We start from the raw sequence: 17,022 nt of genomic DNA, 5'->3' as shown, positions 1-17,022 counted from the left end.
GGGACGTCGGGCGAGGGTGGAGGCGTCGCGCGTCAGCCTTTCACGGCGCCGGCGAGTGCGAACGACCCCCCGCCGAGCCGGGTGACGAGGACGTAGAGCGCGAGAACGGGGACCGAATAGAGCAGCGAGAACGCGGCGAGCTGCCCGTACGCGACCGAGCCGTACTGGCCGAAGAACGAGAAGATGCTGACCGCGGCCGGAAGCTTCTCTGGGCTCAGCAGGAGCACGAACGGGATGAAGAAGTTCCCCCACGTCTGGATGAAGACGAAGATGAACACGACCGCGATGCCGGGCCGCATGAGTGGGACGACGATCGCGCGGAGGGTCCGCATCGCCGACGCCCCGTCCGTCCACGCGGCCTCCTCGAGGGAGATCGGGACGGAGTCCATGAAGTTCTTCATCATCCAGATCGCCATGGGCAGCGAGGTCGCGGCGAGGAACAGGATCGTTCCGACCATGTTGTCGATGAGGTTGAACGCCACGAACAACGCGTACACCGGCACCATCATGGCGGTGATGGGCAGACACGTGCCGAACAGCACGCCGTAGAGGAACGGTTTGTTGATCCGCATCGAGTAGCGCGACAGCGGGTACGCGGCGAGGATCGCCGCGAGCACCGTCACGACCGCGCACCCGGCTGAGAGGATGAAGCTGTTCGTGAGCGGGATGAGCGACGTCTCGGGCGTGAGGACCGTGAGGAAGTTGTTGAAGGAGGGCGCCTCCGGCCACTTCACCGACAGGCTCGCGCTCGCGTCGAGCGACGCGAGGACCAGCCACACGAGCGGGAGGAGGAAGACGATCCCGATCACGACGAGCACGATGCTCGAGAACCAGCGCATCGCACGGCCACGGGGGGCGGCCATGCTGAATTCCCGCTTCGCGTCCGCCGTCGTGATCGACCGCGTCGACGTCTCCGGCCCCACGAGGGCGCGTTCGGCCGCTGTGGTCTTCACCATGTCAGTCCACCTCCGGCTTGAGGGCGCGGATGTAGAGGACGCCGAAAACGGCGCCGACGAGGAGCAGGATCGTCGCGATCGCGGTGCCGAAGCCCAGCTCGCCGAAGCGGAAGGCCTCCTGGTACGCCAGCAGCGGCAGTGTCGTGCTGTCGGTGCCGGGACCGCCGCCCGTCATGACGAAGATGAGGGCGAAGACGGAGAGCGTCTGCAGCGTCGTGAGCATGAGGTTCGTCGAGATGCTCCGCCGGATCATCGGCACGGTCACGAGGGTGAAGCGCTGCCACCCGCGTGCACCGTCGACCTCCGCCGCCTCGGTGATCTCCGGTGGGACGTCGTTGAGCGCCGCCGTGTAGACGAGCATCGAGAACGCTGTGCCGCGCCAGATGTTCGCGAGGATCACGCAGAGCATCGGGAACACGTAGAGCCAGTTCACCCCCGGGATACCGAGTCCCGTGAGCATCGTGTTGAGGGTGCCGCCGTCGTTGAAGAAGGCGTATGCGGCGAACGAGGCGACGATCTCCGGGAGTACCCATGCGGTCACGACGATCGTCGAGACGATCACGCGCACGGGCTTGTGCGACGACTGCATGAGGACGGCGAGTCCAAGGCCGAGCGCGTTCTGCCCGATGAGGGCCGAGGCCACGAGGAACACGAGCGTGAGGAGCACCGACTTCGGGAAGTCGGGGTCGCTGAAGAGGCTCGTGTAGTTGTCGAGACCCACGAACTCCGCGTTCGAGGCGGAGGCGCCGCTCAGTGACGAGTCGGTGAGCGAGCCATAGAGCGACGAGACGACCGGACCGAGCAGGAAGACGGCGAGCAGGACGATCGCGGGCAGCAGCGGGGCGCTGCGGAGGAGCGTGCGTCCGGGTCGCCGCTTCCGCTGCGCCGGCCGCCCGGCCCCGGGCGCTGTGGGAGCGCCCAGGGCCGTCGGAGCGGTGGTCGTCATCAGTTCGACGCCGCCATGGTGTTCTCCTCGCCCACGATCCCGATGACCGCTTGGTCGTAGGTCGCGGCGGCCTCCTCGGGTGACTGCTGACCGGTCATGACAGACTCCATCGCGACGGTGATCTCCGCCGAGATCTTCGAGTAGTCGGAGTTCGCCGGACGGAAGTGCGTGTCGGACACGAGCTCGGAGAAGAACCCGAAGGTCGGGTTCGCGTCCGTGTACTCGGGGTCCTCGGCGACGTCCGTGCGGACGGCCACCTGGCTCGCGGCGACGTCGTAGCTGAGCGAGTTCTCCTGGTTGAGCGCGGTGCTGATGAAGTCCCACGCGGCGTCCTTGTTCTGCGATCCGGCGCCCATCGCGAGCGTCCATCCGCCCGACATGCTCGTGCGGCCGGGCTCCTGCCCCTCCTGCGTCGGCATCGCGGCGACCTGCAGCACCTCGGACCACTCCGGCCACGGCGACGATCCCGTCTCGATCCAGGTCCCGCTCGCCCACGAGCCGTCGAGACTCATCGCGAGCGTCCCGCCCGGGATCCACTCGCTGTTGATGGTCGTGCCGATGTTCTTGTCGAGGGCCTGCTGCGGTGTCGGTCCGAGTCCGCCCTGGTAGATGTCCTCGATGAAACCGAGCGAGTCCTCGAAGCCCTGCGAGCCGAGGATCCACTTCTGCTCGTCGGTGTCGAAGAGTTCGTCCTCGGTGCCGGAAAGCAGCATCTGGAAGCCCTGCATCGAAGCGCCCTCCGACTGGCCCTTGCCGGAGTAGATGTTGAAGGGCACGATCTCGGGGTCGTAGGCCTTGACGGCCTCGGCCGTCTCGAGGATGTCGTCCCAGGTCTCGGGCGCCCAGGGCACCTCGACGCCGGCGGCGGAGAGGATCTCCTGGTTGTACCAGATCGCGCGTGTGTCGGTCCCCATCGGGATGCCGTAGATCTTGCCGTCGTCACCGGCGCCCGCCTGTCGCGCGTTCTCGGGGAACTGTTCCCAGTCCTCCCACTCGGCGATGTAGTCGTCGAGCGGGGCGAGGTAACCCGCCTCGACGTCCGTCTTCACCATGAAGGTGTCCTCGTACATGACGTCGGGCGCCGTCGCGGCTGACCGGTTCATGAGGGCGAGCTTCGCGAAGTAGTCGGCTTCCTGGGCCTCGATCGGGACGAGTTCGACCGTCATCCCCTCGTTGGCGGCTTCGAACTCCTCCTTGACCTTCTTCATGTGTGCGTCCATCTGAGTGAACTGCCCGAACTTCTGGTACGCGACCTTGAGGGTGTCCGCGTCGCCTCCGTCGCCTCCGGCTGCGCAGCCGGAGAAGAGAAGGACGGAGGTCGCGGCGATCGCCGCGATTCCGAGGTGGCGCTGTTTCATGGTGCTCCTTTGCTCCACGACCGTCCCCGGCTTCGTGGCGACAGTGCCACGGCCCGCGGTCTCGGTATATGTAAAACGATTGGAGTAACCCATGTCAATACATTTCGGGGAACCGTTATGCGGCTGACACCGACACCGACACCGACACCGACACTGACGCTGACACCGACACCGACACCCACACCGACACCGACACCGACACCGGTGTCGTCTCGACGAGCTCGGTGACGGGGCTGGCCGGTCAGCCGGCGATGAGGAGTGCCGACGGGCGCGGCGACAACGTCTGGTCGAGGACGAGGCAACCTGCCCCGACCGCCGCGACGTCCTCGCCGATCGCCGAACTCTCCACGGTGACGGGGTGACTCGGGATGAGGGCGGGGTCGTCGGCCACGAGGCGCTCGATCCGCTCGCGGAGGATGGGGGCGATGCGTCGCCAGAACGGTCCGCCGCACACGACGTGATCGATGTCGAGGAGATTGACGACGGAGACGAGGGCGCGAGCGATGTGCGTCGCGGCGTCGTCGGAGATCGCAACGGCTGCGGCATCCCCGCGGCGGGCCGCCGCCGTGAACTCGGTGAACCGGTGGTCCGTCTCGTCGAAGTCGATGTGTCGGACCGGCCCGTCGAGCGGAGTGTCGATGGAGGCCGTCGGGCCGAGGATACCCGAGCTGACGGCTCGCTGCACGAGGCGGAAGGGCACGACGAGATCGCCGACGCAGCCCCGCCGCCCGCACGCACAGACGGGACCGTCCGCTTGCACCATGAGATGCCCCATGTCGCCGGCGTTGTCACTCGCTCCGCGGAGCACCTCGTGGTCGACGACGAGGCCGATGCCGATCCCGGTGCCGTAGTAGAAGAAGGCGAAGTTGTCGCGGTCCTCTCCGGAGTCCACCCATAACTCCGCGACGGCGGCCGCGGTCACGTCCTTCTCGAGCACGACGGGGAAGCCCGTGGCCTCCGCGAGGGCGTCGCGGAGCGGGACGTGCTGCCAGCCCTCGAGGAGTGGAGGGTCGAGCAGGATGCCTTGCGTCGAGTCGAGCGGTCCGGGGGCCGCGATGCCCACACCGAGCACACTCGCGCGCGCGACGTCCTCGCGGGCCAGCAGGGCGCGCACCTCCTCGGCCATGAGCGCGATGACCGTGTCGGGGTCGGCGGCCGACGGAGTGGGGGTGCGGTGGTCGGCGACGACCTCGCCCGCGAGATCGAGCAGCGCGTAGGTCACGACGGTGGGATCGAGGTGCACCCCGACGGCGTATCGGCTCGTCCGCACCAGCTCGACGAGAGTTCTGGGCTTGCCCGGTCCGGCGATGAGTCGCTCGCCCTCCTTGACCAGACCGGCCTTCAGCAGCCTCCGGGTGACGTTCGAGACGGTCTGGGCGGACAGCCCGGTCTCCCCCGCGATCTCGACGCGGCTGAGACCGGGGGAGGCGCGACGGATCAGGTCGAGGATGACGGCCTGGTTGTAGTCGCCGACCGCCAGCAGGTTGTGTCCTTTACGCAACGAGCCCCTCTCTCCCGGCCGATGACGACGTGAGGGCTCGATCCGTTCACGCGGGCCCCCGGCGTTCTCACATCATGAACCATCCGGCGCCTTTCGGGAGGTCGACCCGACTTTTGAAGGTTTAGAGGGGTTTTTCTCATTCACAAAAAGGGCCATGGAGAGCATCGACAACCCGTATACACCGAACGCCGGCGCGTCCCCCGAAGTGCTCGTCGGACGAGAAGATCAGACGTCGGCATTCGATACCCTGCTGCGGCGCCTGAGTCGGGGGAGATCCGAACAGTCGATGATCGTGACGGGTTTGCGAGGCGTGGGTACTGACACTTTCGCCAGACGATGTTCTCACAGCTGAAGGCAGCGTTGTTGCGCCTCTCGCCACGCGATCGATGGACCGAACGTGGTCGACGGGCGGCCGAGGTGTTGAGCGCGTCCGCCGTATCCGTCGATCGTTCAAGGAACATGGTCGATGTCATGGGACATCCCGCCCGCCGAGGGGGATGCCGATCATGGTGACCTCGGCATGGATCTCGCGGATGTCCTCGTAGCCATCGGTGAGGCCGCTCGGGAGCAGGAGAGGGGGCTCGTGCCGGTCGCGAGAGGGCCGCGATAGCGATTTGCGCTGCGCCGCGCAATGCCGCGCGCCCGTGCCGTGCCATCGCCTACTGTCGCCCGAGTGAGTACGACCGACGACACTGCAGATATCCACGACGCGGCCCCTGACGGCGGCGCGCTCAAGCGCGACATCACCGGCAGACTGCTCTTCCTTTTCATCCTCGGCGACGTGCTCGGCGCTGGCGTCTACGCGCTCGTCGGGACCATCGCCGCCGAGGTGGGCGGCGTCACCTGGGCCCCGATGATCGTCGCCCTGCTGTTGTCCCTGCTCACCGCGGCGTCGTACGCGGAACTCGTGACCAAGTATCCGAAGGCCGGCGGATCGGCGGTGTTCGCACAGCGCGCGTTCCGGTCGTCGTTCGTCTCCTTCCTCGTCGGATTCAGCATGCTCGCCGCGGGGATCGTGAGTGCGGCGGGGCTCGCGCTCGCCTTCAGCGGCGACTATCTGGGCACCTTCATCGACGTGCCTCCCGTGCTCGGCGCGGTCGTCTTCCTGCTCGCGGTCGCGCTCCTCAATGCGCGCGGCATCAAGGAGTCGATGCGCACGAACCTCGTGATGACCCTCATCGAGACCTCCGGTCTCGTCCTCGTCGTCGTGACGGCGGCGATACTCCTGGGTGGCGGAGGCGGCGACCTCTCGCGTGCCGTGACGTTCGCCGAGGGGATCGATCCGGTTTTCGCGGTGTTCGGCGCCGCGATCCTCGCCTACTACTCCTTCGTCGGATTCGAGACGTCGGCCAATGTCATCGAAGAGGTGCGCGATCCCTCCCGCGTCTACCCGCGCGCCCTCTTCTCCGCGCTCCTCGTGGCGGGCGTCATGTACGTCCTCGTCGGAACAGCGGCGTCGATAGCGCTGCCGGCGGACGAGCTCGCGGACTCGACCGGTCCGCTCCTCGACGTCGTCGCGGCGTCCGGGGTGGGTGTGCCCGCATGGCTGTTCAGCCTCATTGCACTCATCGCGGTGGCGAACGGCGCACTCCTCACTCTCATCATGTCGAGCAGGCTCGCGTACGGAATGGCGAAGCAGCGGCTGCTCCCGTCCGTTCTCGGTCGCGTGCTGCCGAAGCGCCGGACGCCGTGGGTGGCGATCGCCCTCACCACCCTCGCCGCCATGGTGCTCGCCTTCACAGGGGACGTGGCGACCCTCGCCGAGACCGTCGTGCTCCTCCTCCTCTTCGTGTTCCTCAGCACCAACGTCGCGGCCCTGGTGCTGCGGCGGGACCGGGTGGAGCACGAGCACTACCGCGCCTGGACCGTGATCCCGGTGCTCGGCGCGCTCTCGTGCGTCTTCCTGTTGACGCAGCAGAGTGGGGAGGTCTGGTTGCGTGGGCTCCTGCTGCTCGCGATCGGTGCCGTGCTGTTCGTGATCACGGCGCTCGCGCGACGACGGACGACGCATGCCGACGCGTAGTCGGAGTCGCCATTCCGCGAGCGTCGGCAGATGGCGCGGCTGGGGCGCCGCCCATCGCAAGCGGTTGGAGCTGACGGGCGGTCTCGTCGTCGACATCGTCGACACGGGGCGGCCATCGGGAGCACCCACGGGTCATCCGGTCGTCCTGCTCGTTCACGGGATCGGCATGACCTCCGCGAGCCTCGAGCCCGTCGCGACCGCCGTCGCCGCGACGCACCGGGCCGTCTGCGTCACGCTCCCGGGCTACGGGGGAACGCCGCGCCCGCCCCGTCCCCTGTCGGTGGAGGACGACGCCGTCGTCGCCGCGGAGGTCGCCGAACTGCTGGGCCTGCGCTCAGTGGTGGCGGTGGGGCAGTCGATGGGTACACAAGTGTGTGTGGAGCTTGCGCGGTCCCGGCCGGATCTCGTGACGGGGCTCGTGCTCGTCGGCCCGGTCGTGGACGACCGCCATCCCCGGGTGATCGATCAGGCGGTGGCGCTCGCCGTCGACAGCACGCGCGAGCGTCCCCTCGCGAACGCCATCGTGATCCGTGACTACCTGCGCTGCGGCCCCCGGTGGTACCTGAAGACATTGCCCGCCATGCTCGCCTACCCCACGATCGAGCGCGCGGCCGAGGTCGCCGCCCCGACCATCGTCGTCCGCGGCTCCCGTGACCCGATCGCCGGGACCGAGTGGGTCCGTCGCCTCGCCGCGAGCCTCCCTGACGGGCGTGTCGTCACCCTTCCGGGCGCTCATCACGTGCAGTTGATCGTGCCCGACGACGTCGCCGCTCTCGTGCGCTCGCTCGCGAATGACCGATCGCGCGCGATCCGTCAAGGCCATGCACGGCACGGCCGGAGCGACCACGATGGCAACACAACGACACTCGAGAGAAGGAGCAACGCATGAAGACGAAGTTGATTTTCCTGGCCGGTGCCGCCACAGGTTTCGTGCTCGGTTCCAAGGCGGGTCGTGGCGCGTACGAGAAGATCAAGGCGAAGGCCACCGAGACCTGGGAGGACCCGAAGGTCCAGAAGGGACTCGAGACGGCCGGTGAGTTCGTGTCATCGCAAGCGCCCGTCCTGGGCAGCAAGCTCCAGGACGCGGCGTCCACGGTCGCGAGCAAGGTCAAGAAGGGCACGGGCGGTGACAGCACGTCGAGCGGCAGTGCCTCGAGCGACAGTGCCTCGAGCGACAGCACGTCGAGTGACAGCACGTCGAGTGACGGCACGTCGAGTGACAGCGGCGACGTGACGCCGGGCTCGGCCTCCACGGACCGATGACCGGGGCGGGAGACGCGTCGGCCCCATCGGCCGACGCGTCGATCCCCCAGCTCAACCTCGATCTGGAACGCGCCCGCCTCGAGTTCCGCGAGACCATCGGCGCGATAGAGGAGCGGGTGAACATTCCGGCCCGGTACCGCCGCTGGCGGCAGAAGGCGCGGGGTGCCGACCGTGCTTTCCCCGTCGCGATCGCCGCGGGCGTCGCGATCGGTGTCGTCGCCATCATCGGCATCGTCCAGGCCGTCCGGTCGCACCGTCACTGATCCGGGTCACTGATCCGGGTCACTGACCGGCGCGGGTGACCGACCGGTCCGGGTAGCGCACAACTCAGCAGGAGGGGTAGGGCCATGGCGGAAGACACCGCAGCCACCAGAGAACGCACGGCACCAGATCCGGACGATCCCCGTAAGCCGGATGACCCGACGGACATCCAGAAGCCGACGCTCCTGTACGTGCTCAAGAAGACGCTGCGCGAGTTCAGCGCGGACCAGTGCACGGACCTCGCAGCGGCGCTCACCTACTACGCCGTCCTCGCGCTCTTCCCCGGGCTCCTCGCCGTCGTGTCCATCCTCGGTCTCTTCGGAGCAGCCGAGAGGACCACCGAGACGGTCCTGACGATGGTCGAGAGCCTCGCAAGCGCCGACGCCGTCGCGGCGTTGAGGGATCCGATCGAGCAACTCGTGTCCTCGCCGGCGGCGGGGTTCGCCTTCGTCACCGGTCTTCTCGGCGCCCTCTGGTCGGCATCCCGGTACGTCGGCGCCTTCGGTCGCGCGATGAACAGGATCTACCAGATCGACGAGGGGCGCCCCATCTGGAAGCTCCGCCCGACCATGCTCGGCGTCACCGTCTTCACGGTCGTGCTCCTCGTGATCGGCGCTCTCATCCTCGTGCTGAGCGGACCCGTCGCCGAGGCGATCGGCGACGTCATCGGGCTCGGCCCGGCGGCACTCATGGTGTGGAACATCGCGAAGTGGCCAGTGCTACTCGTCATCGCGGTGGTCGTCATCGCCGTGCTCTACTACTGGTCGCCCAATATCAAGCAGCCGAAGTTCCGGTGGATGAGTCTCGGCTCCGTGCTCGCGCTCGTCGTGTGGGTGATCGCCACCGCTGCTTTCGGTTTCTACGTCGCGAACTTCAGCAACTACAACGCGACCTACGGGTCGCTCGGCGCCCTGATCGTCTTCCTGCTGTGGTTGTGGATCACGAACATCGCGCTCCTCTTCGGTGCGGAATTCGACGCCGAACTCGAGCGCGGTCGTGAACTCCAAGCGGGGATCGCCGCGGAGGAGACGATCCAGTTGCCGCCCCGCGATACGAAGCAGAGCGACAAGAAAGCCGACCAGCATGCGAAGGACGTGCTCGACGGGCTGAAGCTCCGCACCTCCCACGGCAAGACCCCGCCGGAGGACGGATCGTCCGACGGGAACCACGATCACGATGAGAAGAACGATCATGACGAGAAGCAGGAGCGCACCCATGGCCGGCACGGCTGACGAGAAGACCACCGGGGGCGCCGCGAGCACCCCGCCCGCTCCGAGGACCCTCACGGGACGCGCCGTTCCGAGCGCGGTGGGGCCGGCCGACGCGACCATCGACACCCCGGAGTCGCCGGCCGAGTACATCGGGAGGGCCCGCGCGAAGCGGCCACGCATCGCGCTCGCCGGGCCCTACGGGCACCCCATGCACGCGGTCGTGATCACGCTCCCGATCGGCGCGTGGGCGGCGAGTGTCGTCTTCGACATCATCGCGTTCTTCGTCGACGACCCGAGCGCTTTCACGCTGGGGGCTGCGGTTCTCGTCGCGATCGGCCTCGTCGGAGCGGTGGTCGCCGCGCTGCTCGGCTTCCTCGACTACAGCCAGATCCCCGCGGGGACCCGCGCGCGCGCCGTCGCCACCGTGCACATGGTGGCGAACCTCCTCGCGATGCTGCTCTTCACGGTGAGCCTCGTGACCCGGTGGTTCACCGGACTCGACGAGATCTCGGTCCCCGCATTCGTGATCAGCCTCGTGGCGATGGCGATCGTGGGGGGATCGGGCGCACTCGGCGGAGAACTCGCGTATCACTTCGGCGTGCGCGTCGCGGACGAGGACGAGCAAGCGCGCATCTTCGGGGCACGGCGGCGCTGACATGGGGAAGAGTCTCGGACGCGTCGTCGTCATCACGGGGGCGTCGAGCGGGATCGGGCGTGCAGCGGCGCACCGATTCGCATCGGAAGGGGCCCGCCTCGTGCTCGCCGCCCGCTCGGCGGACAGCCTCGAGGAGGTCGCGGACGAGTGCCGCGCTCGTGGCGCCGAGGCGCTCGTCGTCGTCACCGATGTGTCCGACGAGCGACAGGTCGACGCTCTCGCCTTCGCCGCCAACGCTCATTTCGGTCGCATCGACGTCTGGGTCGCCAATGCATCCGTCTTCAGCTACGGCTCCTTCGAGGAGACGCCGCCCGACGTGTTCCGCCAGGTCATCGAGACGAACCTCTTCGGCGTCGTCTACTCCGCCCGGGCCGCACTGCCCTTCTTCCGGGCCCAGGGCGGCGGGAGTCTCGTCATCACGAGCTCCCTCTTCGGCAAGGTCACGGCCCCCTATGTCGCGCCGTACACGGCGAGCAAACACGCCACGTTCGCGCTCGCGCAGGTCCTGCAGGAGGAGCTGAAAGGCACGAAGATCCGGGTGAGCGCCGTGTTGCCCGCGACGATCGACACCCCGATCTACCAGCACTCCGCGGACTCGCCCGGAGTTCAGATGCATCCGCTGCCTCCGCTCGTGACCCCGAAGCGGGTCGCGAAGACGATCGTCCGGGCCTCGCACGCGCACGGCCCGCGCACGAAGGTCGTCGGCAACATGCAAGGGTCGCTCATCGCATTCAACGGCCTCGCTCCCGAGAGCTACAAGCGCGCGGTCCGCCCCGCGATGAGGGTCATGGGGATGCGTCGTACGGACGAGCCGCAGACGCGCGGGAACGTGTTCGAGCCCGGGGGAGCGACGAACAGCGTGACGGGGGGCTGGGCGCGCCGGCGCCGCCGCCGCTTCCTGCTCGTCTCGGCAGGAGCGCTCGCCCTCCTGGCGGTGGCGCGAGCGCTGCGCTCCTGAGCCGCTCCTTCCTCACGAGCCGGGCTCGACCGATCTCAGCGTGATCTCCGTCCACGTACGGAGTTGACGCCACCGTCCGGAGGGTCGAGCACCGTGGGCCGGTACGGCCGGTAGCGGCTGCAGGACGTCGGCGTCGGCGAGTGCCGAGACATCGAGATCCGCGATCTCCCCGACGTCGGCCACGGAGACCTGGAACGTGCGGAAGGGGCCGAGCGGCGGGGGAGACCCGAGCACGGCGAGATCGACCTCCGACAGCTGCGGCGTCTGATCGAGGAGGAACGCCGCGGCGTGGAGCGCCAGTGCGTCCCCGCCGTCCCCGCCGTCCCCGCCGTCGGTGTCGCCCGTCGTCCAGGCGGCGATCTTCCAGAACTGCAGCGGAATCCGCGTGCCTCGGTAGAGCGGGTCTCGGGGGCCGAGGACCGGTCCCGTGAAGACGGACAGCAGGAGGCCGGTGGCCTCGGCGTAGGCGAGGACGTGGTCCTCGAGGCCCACCCAGAGTTCCTTTCCCTGATTGAACTCGGCGGCCTGCGGGGCCGCGTTCGTGTAGCAGAAGGTGTCGATGTTGGCGGCGACGGCTTCTGCCTGCTCTCCCCAGACGGGATCGCGCCGGCGGACGAGGTGTCCGCGGTCGAGGTCGTTCCGCGCGTAGACCGCCGGTCCGGTCTGCTCCTCCGCCGGGATGCGATCGTCGAGATGCCAGTCGTCACCGCGACCGACGTCGACGATCCGGGCGCCGTCGATGTTCACGCCGGTGACCGCCGCGAGACGTCGATCGGGATCGAGGGCGACCGTGAAATGGGTGTACGGCAGGATCCTCGGCTCGGCGACGGAGCGGGCACGGGGGAGGGGCAGCGGTACGGCGAGGAAGTCCTCGTCGTACCCGAGAGGGAGCGACGGCGGCGTGGCGGCGGACGGCGGGATCGTCATGAGGGCCAGTGAATCACCACCGTCCGACGTCCGCGTGAACGGACGGGGTCGTCGCGACCGCGGAGGCGGCGCGTCCGGCCGCCTCCGCAACCCCTCGCGGGCGTGGAAAGGGGTTAGCCCCTTCCGTCTACACTGTGGGGATGACTGAGCCGAGCGACACGTCCTCCGGCTACTGGTACGGACAGGAACGTCGCACGACGCACGCCGTCGACGTGCTTAACGCCCTGCGTCGCTACCGGCGGTCCGAGACGGCGATGCGGCGTCGCACACGGGAGTCCATGAAGATGGGCGAGACGGACCTCCTCGCCCTCCAATTCCTGTTGCGTCGCTCCAAGGAGGACGTCCCCGTCGGACCACGCGATCTGTCGACCTACCTGCAGATCTCGTCGGCCTCCACGACGGTGCTCATCGACCGTCTCGTCCGCAGCGGCCACGTCGAACGGCGGCCGCACCCGACCGACCGCCGGGCGCTTCTCCTCGTGCCCACCGTCGCGACGGACGACGAGGTGCGCCAGACCCTCGGGCAGATGCACAAGCGGATGCTCGCGGCCGCGGAGACCCTCCACCCCGATGAGCTCGAGACGGTCGTGCGCTTCCTCGACAGCATGCGCAACGCAGTCGACGCCGTCGATGTCCACGACGCCCACGACACCCACGGGCCCGCATCGGAGCCGTCACGAGTGGGGCGGAGCGCGAACCCCTCGCCGTCAGGACGCTGACCGTGGCGCAGCCCTCGGCCACTCACGCGCTGAGACCCACCCGGCGGGCGCTCTCCTCCCAGAGTCGTTCGGCGAGCATCCCGTCGTACGCCTGCGTGCTCGTCTTCGCGATGGACCGCTTCTCGTAGTACTCGCCCGGTTCCCAATCGGTGCCGGGTGAACTCGTCGCGAGCCAGACGAGTTGCTCAGCCCCCGTCTCGGGACCCTGCAGGAGTACGCGACGGAGCGGAGTGCGGTACACGAATCTCATGAGGCTCGTGGTCTCCGACGCGAACCCCGTCGCGATCGTTCCCGGGTGGAAGGCGACGGCGGCGAGTCCGCGGTCGCCGTATCGGCGTTCGAGTTCCCGCGTGAAGAGGATGTTCTCGAGCTTCGCGTTGCCGTACGCGCGGTTCGCGGAGAAGCCCTGCTCGGTGTCGAGGTCGTCGATGTCGAGCCGGCTGAAGAGCCGTGCGGCGGCACTCGACGTCGCGATCACCGTCGCTCGGCTGGCGAGCAGCGTGTCGATGAGGAGATTCGTCAGGAGGAAGGGGGCGAGGTGATTCACCTGCAAGGTCTTCTCGAACCCGTCGACCGTGCGTGTGCGGTCGCCGAAGACGCCGCCGGCGTTGTTCGCGAGGACGTCGATGCGGGGGTGGTTCTGGCGGAGGGCGGACGCGAGGTCGCGCACCTGGTCCAGTTCCGCGAAGTCGGAGACGTAGCGGTCGGCGCCGAGCTCGTCGGCGACCGCGTTCGTCTTCTCGCGTGAGCGACCGACGATCACGAGGGCGTGGCCGTCGCGCGAGAGCCGGCGGGCGGCGGCCGCACCGATCCCGTCGCTCGCACCGGTGATCACGATCGTCCGTCGTTGCGTCATGCCGCCACCCTACGGCGCTGGGCGGATCCGTCGAGAGGATTGAAACTGAGTGTTGCTCGGGTATTGCGCACGGCCCTCGTCCGGGGGACGATGGGAGAGTCGCCGGTGAAGGGAGTCCGCCGTGGTGGTCAGGAGTCTTCTCGCCGTCAGCGCGGCCGCGTTCGTGGTCCTCGTCGTCCTCTCCGGCTTCCTCGGCGTCGCGATCGTCCAGGACGTCATCCCGCAGATCGGCACCGTCGGCATCGCGAATCTCGAGCTCGAGCATCTCCTCGGCACGAGCTGGGCGGCCAACGCCGCTCTGCTCGCCGGCGTGATGGCCGCCGGCGCGGCGCTCGTCATCGCCCGACGATCCCGCCGGCTCTGATCGGCGATTGGCTCTGATCGGCGATTGGCTCTGACCGGCGGTCGTCGCACCATCAGCAGGTTCTTCGCCGCCCATGGTGCCCGCCGCTCGCGCGAGCGTCGTTTCGCACGTCCGGAGCCACGTGACGCTGTCCACCCCGTGTTCCGGCGGGTCTCCCGCCGCTAGCGTGGGGACATGTCGACGAACACACGCGTGATGGCCTGCACACCCGAAGACGTCTTCGGAGTCCTCAACAACGGCTGGCTCTTCCCCGTCTGGGTCGTCGGAGCCTCGCGGATGCGCGACGTGGACGACGACTGGCCTCGCCCCGGGAACAAGCTCCAACACTCCTTCGGCGTCTGGCCGTTCCTCATCAACGACGAGACGACGGTCCTCGAGTACGACCCGCCGCGGCGTGTCGTCATGCAGCCCGCCGGATGGCCGATCGGCGAGGCGCGCGTCACGATCGAGGTGAAGCCGCACCACCGCGGTTGCGTCGTGCGCATCAGCGAGCAGGCCGTCAAGGGTCCCGGTTCTCTCGTGCCGGCACCGCTCGTCGACATCCCCCTCTTCCTGCGGAACCGCGAGACCCTCTTGCGGCTCGCCTTCATCGCCGAGGGGAAGTCGGACAACGGCGACGCTCCGGAGAAGGCGTGATCGGCGCCGCTGCCGATTTCGACACCGACGTCGACGCCGTCGTCGTCGGTTCCGGTCCGAACGGCCTCGCGGCGGCGGTGACACTCGCCCGCGCGGGATTGTCGGTCCGTGTCCTCGAGCGGAACGCGACGATCGGAGGCGGTGCCCGGACGGCCGAATCGACGCTACCCGGATTCCTGCACGACGTGTGCTCCGCGGTCCATCCGATGGCTCTCGCGTCCGGGTTCTTCCGGCGCTTCCGGTTGCAGGAGCGCATCGAGCTCCGGCTGCCCGAGGTCTCCTACGGTCACCCGCTCGACGGCGGTCGCGCGGGGATCGCCTACCGGGACATCGATCGCACCGCCGATGCGCTCGGGCGTGACGGCGCCGCCTGGAAGCAGCTGATGGGGCCCCTCTCGGCGCACGCCGACGAGGTCGCGCAATTCGCGGGTTCCCCCATCCTCCAGATCCCGCGCCACCCGGTGACGGTCGCCCGTTTCGGTCTGCGCGCGCTCGAGCAGGGTCTACCCATGTGGAACGCCCGTTTCCGCGAGGACGTGGCACCGGCCATGTTCACGGGAGTCGCCGCACACTCCATCCGTCCGATGCCGAGCCTCGCGACGGCGGGAGCCGCGCTGTCCCTCGGCGCCTACGCGCACGGTCGGGGCTGGCCCGTCCCGGTCGGAGGTAGTCAAGCGATCATCGACGCCCTCGCCGACGATCTGCTCGCCCACGGCGGCGAGATCGTCACGGACGCGGAGGTCACCGACATTGCCGCGCTCGGTGACGTCCGCGCGGTGCTCTTCGACACGAGCCCGCGCGCACTCCTGCGCATCGCGGGGGACCGGCTGCCGAGCGGATACGCGAGACGTCTCGCGCGTTTCCGATACGGCAACGCGGTCGCGAAGGTCGACTTCGCCCTCTCCGGCCCCGTGCCGTGGACGAATGAGGAGCTCCGCCGGGCGGGGACCCTCCACGTCGGCGGCACCCGCGCCGAGATCGCGTCCGCCGAAGCCGATGTGGCCGCCGGGCGCCACAGCTCAGCGCCCTATGTGCTCGCCGCGCAGCCGTCGATCCTCGACGCCGGCCGTGCTCCCGCCGGCGGTCACGTCCTCTGGGCGTACACACACGTCCCGCGTGACTCGTCCATCGATCAGACCGAGACCATCACGCGACAGATCGAGCGGTTCGCTCCCGGTTTCCGTGATCTCGTGCTCGCCACGTCGAGCAAGACGGCGCAGGACATGGAGAATGACAACCCGAATTACATCCTCGGTGACATCGCCGCGGGTGAGGCGAGCATGAGCCAGCTCATCGCGCGTCCCGTGCTGTCGACCGACCCGTGGCGTACTCCCGCGAAGGGCGTCTACCTGGCATCCTCCTCGACGCCGCCCGGCCCGGGTGTCCACGGCCTCGCGGGGTGGTACGCGGCACGGAGCGCCCTGCGCCACGAGTTCGGGATCACGGCGATGCCGTCTCTCGCGCCGTGACGGTCGGTGTCCCGGCACCGTCGGCGGACGACCGGCGGAGTGCGCGTCGGTCGTCGGGGCCGGTGCGCACACTCCGTCTGCTCCTGCTCTCCTCGCACCCGGGACCGACCGCCGCGGTCACCGTCCTGTGTGTCGTACTGGGCCTCGCGATCACTCTCGAGCCGTGGCGACTGCTGGTGCTCGGCGCCGCCGTGCTCGCCGGGCAGCTGTCGATCGGGTTCTCGAATGATGCGATCGACGCGACCCGCGATGCCGAGGTGGGTCGCGTCGACAAGCCGATCGCGCGCGGGGAGATCAGCCGCCGCACCGTCGCCGTGGCCGCGGCGATCGCCCTCGTCCTCGCGCTCGCGCTCTCCGCGGTGCTCGGCGTCGGGATGCTCGTCGCGCACACCGTCGTCATCGCGGGAGGGTGGGTCTACAACGCCTGGCTCAAGCGCACCGCGTTCTCGGTCCTGCCGTTCGTCGTGAGCTTCGGCACGGTGCCGTCGCTCGCCACCCTGTCGGCGTCGGAGCCTGCCGGTGCCGCCGCGTGGGCGAGTGCGACGGGTGCGATCCTCGGCGTCTCGATCCACTTCACGAACGCCCTCCCCGATCTCATCGACGACCGGAGGACGGGCGTGCGCGGGCTGCCGCACCGGCTCGGCCGCCGGGTCGCCGGGGCACTCGCGTTCACGGCTCTCGCGCTCGGAGCCGTCGTGGTCCTCGTCGGTCCGACCCTGTTGAGCGGGGCGTCACCCGGACGGCCGCCCGGCGTCGTCGAAGTCGTGGGCTTCGCCGCGACCCTCCTGATCGCTCTCGTCGGCCTCGTGCTCGCGGTGGGTCGGCCGGCGCATCGGTTGCTCTTCCGCCTCGTGATGGCCGCGGGGCTCCTCATCGCGATCCAGCTGGCGCTCGGCGGAGTCCGCCTCGTCGCGTGAGC

Annotated in this window: 18 protein-coding genes; 12 read left to right on the top strand and 6 right to left on the bottom strand. The window is 68.9% G+C overall.

Going from position 1 to position 17,022, the window contains the following annotated elements:
• Positions 1 to 32 precede the first annotated feature (32 nt).
• The 4 genes from ELQ92_RS13045 to ELQ92_RS13030 form a co-directional block, all read right to left on the bottom strand.
• On the bottom strand, positions 33 to 863 hold the full coding sequence (locus tag ELQ92_RS13045) for a carbohydrate ABC transporter permease (protein ID WP_128499931.1): 831 nt from the start codon (positions 861 to 863) through the stop codon (positions 33 to 35).
• A 94-nt stretch (positions 864 to 957) separates the two neighbouring features.
• Positions 958 to 1,902, bottom strand: coding sequence for a carbohydrate ABC transporter permease (locus tag ELQ92_RS13040; RefSeq protein ID WP_128499700.1), 945 nt, complete (start codon positions 1,900 to 1,902; stop codon positions 958 to 960).
• On the bottom strand, positions 1,902 to 3,260 hold the full coding sequence (locus ELQ92_RS13035; RefSeq protein ID WP_128499698.1) for an extracellular solute-binding protein: 1,359 nt from the start codon (positions 3,258 to 3,260) through the stop codon (positions 1,902 to 1,904). Before ELQ92_RS13035 ends, ELQ92_RS13040 begins: the two co-directional genes overlap by 1 nt.
• Positions 3,261 to 3,501: 241 nt before the next feature.
• Positions 3,502 to 4,761 carry an ROK family transcriptional regulator gene (locus tag ELQ92_RS13030; protein ID WP_128499696.1) on the bottom strand — a complete coding sequence of 420 codons (1,260 nt, stop codon included), beginning with the start codon at positions 4,759 to 4,761 and terminating at the stop codon, positions 3,502 to 3,504.
• A 673-nt stretch (positions 4,762 to 5,434) separates the two neighbouring features.
• Between ELQ92_RS13030 and ELQ92_RS13025 the strand changes: the two genes are divergently transcribed.
• From ELQ92_RS13025 to ELQ92_RS12995, 7 genes are all read left to right on the top strand, one after another.
• Positions 5,435 to 6,784, top strand: coding sequence for an APC family permease (locus ELQ92_RS13025; protein WP_243695030.1), 1,350 nt, complete (start codon positions 5,435 to 5,437; stop codon positions 6,782 to 6,784).
• Complete coding sequence (locus ELQ92_RS13020) at positions 6,771 to 7,673, top strand: alpha/beta fold hydrolase (RefSeq protein WP_128499692.1); 903 nt, start codon at positions 6,771 to 6,773, stop codon at positions 7,671 to 7,673. The genes ELQ92_RS13025 and ELQ92_RS13020 overlap by 14 nt, the downstream gene beginning before the upstream one ends.
• Positions 7,670 to 8,047 carry a YtxH domain-containing protein gene (locus tag ELQ92_RS13015; protein ID WP_128499690.1) on the top strand — a complete coding sequence of 126 codons (378 nt, stop codon included), beginning with the start codon at positions 7,670 to 7,672 and terminating at the stop codon, positions 8,045 to 8,047. The genes ELQ92_RS13020 and ELQ92_RS13015 overlap by 4 nt, the downstream gene beginning before the upstream one ends.
• Positions 8,044 to 8,310 carry a hypothetical protein gene (locus ELQ92_RS13010; RefSeq protein ID WP_128499688.1) on the top strand — a complete coding sequence of 89 codons (267 nt, stop codon included), beginning with the start codon at positions 8,044 to 8,046 and terminating at the stop codon, positions 8,308 to 8,310. Before ELQ92_RS13015 ends, ELQ92_RS13010 begins: the two co-directional genes overlap by 4 nt.
• 84 nt (positions 8,311 to 8,394) lie before the next feature.
• A complete protein-coding gene (locus ELQ92_RS13005) occupies positions 8,395 to 9,540 on the top strand; it encodes a YihY/virulence factor BrkB family protein (protein WP_128499686.1) in 1,146 nt (381 codons plus the stop codon).
• Positions 9,524 to 10,174: a DUF2231 domain-containing protein gene (locus ELQ92_RS13000; protein WP_128499684.1), complete on the top strand. Its 651-nt coding sequence runs from the start codon at positions 9,524 to 9,526 to the stop codon at positions 10,172 to 10,174. Before ELQ92_RS13005 ends, ELQ92_RS13000 begins: the two co-directional genes overlap by 17 nt.
• A gap of 1 nt (position 10,175) precedes the next feature.
• Positions 10,176 to 11,132, top strand: a complete 957-nt coding sequence (locus ELQ92_RS12995) for an SDR family NAD(P)-dependent oxidoreductase (protein WP_128499682.1) — start codon at positions 10,176 to 10,178, stop codon at positions 11,130 to 11,132.
• A gap of 12 nt (positions 11,133 to 11,144) precedes the next feature.
• On the opposite strand, the gene ELQ92_RS12990 is transcribed toward ELQ92_RS12995, so the two are convergent.
• Positions 11,145 to 12,059 (bottom strand): DNA/RNA non-specific endonuclease, encoded by a 915-nt coding sequence (locus ELQ92_RS12990; protein WP_128499680.1) that lies wholly within the window; start codon positions 12,057 to 12,059, stop codon positions 11,145 to 11,147.
• A gap of 140 nt (positions 12,060 to 12,199) precedes the next feature.
• Between ELQ92_RS12990 and ELQ92_RS12985 the strand changes: the two genes are divergently transcribed.
• Positions 12,200 to 12,778: a MarR family winged helix-turn-helix transcriptional regulator gene (locus ELQ92_RS12985; protein ID WP_128499678.1), complete on the top strand. Its 579-nt coding sequence runs from the start codon at positions 12,200 to 12,202 to the stop codon at positions 12,776 to 12,778.
• Between the two features lie 22 nt (positions 12,779 to 12,800).
• Here the strand turns inward: ELQ92_RS12985 and ELQ92_RS12980 are convergent, their stop codons facing one another.
• A complete protein-coding gene (locus tag ELQ92_RS12980) occupies positions 12,801 to 13,634 on the bottom strand; it encodes an SDR family NAD(P)-dependent oxidoreductase (protein WP_128499676.1) in 834 nt (277 codons plus the stop codon).
• Between the two features lie 121 nt (positions 13,635 to 13,755).
• On the opposite strand from ELQ92_RS12980, the gene ELQ92_RS12975 reads away from it, so the two are divergent.
• The 4 genes from ELQ92_RS12975 to ELQ92_RS12960 all read left to right on the top strand — a co-directional run bounded on the left by ELQ92_RS12975 (position 13,756) and on the right by ELQ92_RS12960 (position 17,020).
• A complete protein-coding gene (locus tag ELQ92_RS12975; protein ID WP_128499674.1) occupies positions 13,756 to 13,998 on the top strand; it encodes a hypothetical protein in 243 nt (80 codons plus the stop codon).
• Positions 13,999 to 14,172: 174 nt separating this feature from the next.
• Entirely contained in the window at positions 14,173 to 14,634 is a 462-nt protein-coding gene (locus ELQ92_RS12970) for an SRPBCC family protein (RefSeq protein ID WP_128499672.1), read from the top strand.
• Positions 14,631 to 16,103, top strand: a complete 1,473-nt coding sequence (locus ELQ92_RS12965; RefSeq protein WP_243695029.1) for a phytoene desaturase family protein — start codon at positions 14,631 to 14,633, stop codon at positions 16,101 to 16,103. The genes ELQ92_RS12970 and ELQ92_RS12965 overlap by 4 nt, the downstream gene beginning before the upstream one ends.
• Positions 16,104 to 16,165: 62 nt before the next feature.
• Positions 16,166 to 17,020 carry a UbiA family prenyltransferase gene (locus tag ELQ92_RS12960; protein WP_128499929.1) on the top strand — a complete coding sequence of 285 codons (855 nt, stop codon included), beginning with the start codon at positions 16,166 to 16,168 and terminating at the stop codon, positions 17,018 to 17,020.
• Positions 17,021 to 17,022: the final 2 nt, after the last annotated feature.

This window comes from Labedella populi (assembly GCF_004078655.1).
GTDB classification, from domain to species: Bacteria; Actinomycetota; Actinomycetes; order Actinomycetales; family Microbacteriaceae; genus Labedella; species Labedella populi.
This window is presented reverse-complemented; position numbering and strand designations above follow the sequence as displayed.

Coding starts and splice junctions, on each gene's coding strand:
- ELQ92_RS13045 (WP_128499931.1), bottom strand. CDS start 863: ATGGCCGCCCCCCGTGGCCGTGCGATGCGCTGGTTCTCGAGCATCGTG.
- ELQ92_RS13040 (WP_128499700.1), bottom strand. CDS start 1,902: ATGACGACCACCGCTCCGACGGCCCTGGGCGCTCCCACAGCGCCCGGG.
- ELQ92_RS13035 (WP_128499698.1), bottom strand. CDS start 3,260: ATGAAACAGCGCCACCTCGGAATCGCGGCGATCGCCGCGACCTCCGTC.
- ELQ92_RS13020 (WP_128499692.1), top strand. CDS start 6,771: ATGCCGACGCGTAGTCGGAGTCGCCATTCCGCGAGCGTCGGCAGATGG.
- ELQ92_RS13015 (WP_128499690.1), top strand. CDS start 7,670: ATGAAGACGAAGTTGATTTTCCTGGCCGGTGCCGCCACAGGTTTCGTG.
- ELQ92_RS13010 (WP_128499688.1), top strand. CDS start 8,044: ATGACCGGGGCGGGAGACGCGTCGGCCCCATCGGCCGACGCGTCGATC.
- ELQ92_RS13005 (WP_128499686.1), top strand. CDS start 8,395: ATGGCGGAAGACACCGCAGCCACCAGAGAACGCACGGCACCAGATCCG.
- ELQ92_RS13000 (WP_128499684.1), top strand. CDS start 9,524: ATGGCCGGCACGGCTGACGAGAAGACCACCGGGGGCGCCGCGAGCACC.
- ELQ92_RS12995 (WP_128499682.1), top strand. CDS start 10,176: ATGGGGAAGAGTCTCGGACGCGTCGTCGTCATCACGGGGGCGTCGAGC.
- ELQ92_RS12990 (WP_128499680.1), bottom strand. CDS start 12,059: ATGACGATCCCGCCGTCCGCCGCCACGCCGCCGTCGCTCCCTCTCGGG.
- ELQ92_RS12985 (WP_128499678.1), top strand. CDS start 12,200: ATGACTGAGCCGAGCGACACGTCCTCCGGCTACTGGTACGGACAGGAA.
- ELQ92_RS12980 (WP_128499676.1), bottom strand. CDS start 13,634: ATGACGCAACGACGGACGATCGTGATCACCGGTGCGAGCGACGGGATC.
- ELQ92_RS12970 (WP_128499672.1), top strand. CDS start 14,173: ATGTCGACGAACACACGCGTGATGGCCTGCACACCCGAAGACGTCTTC.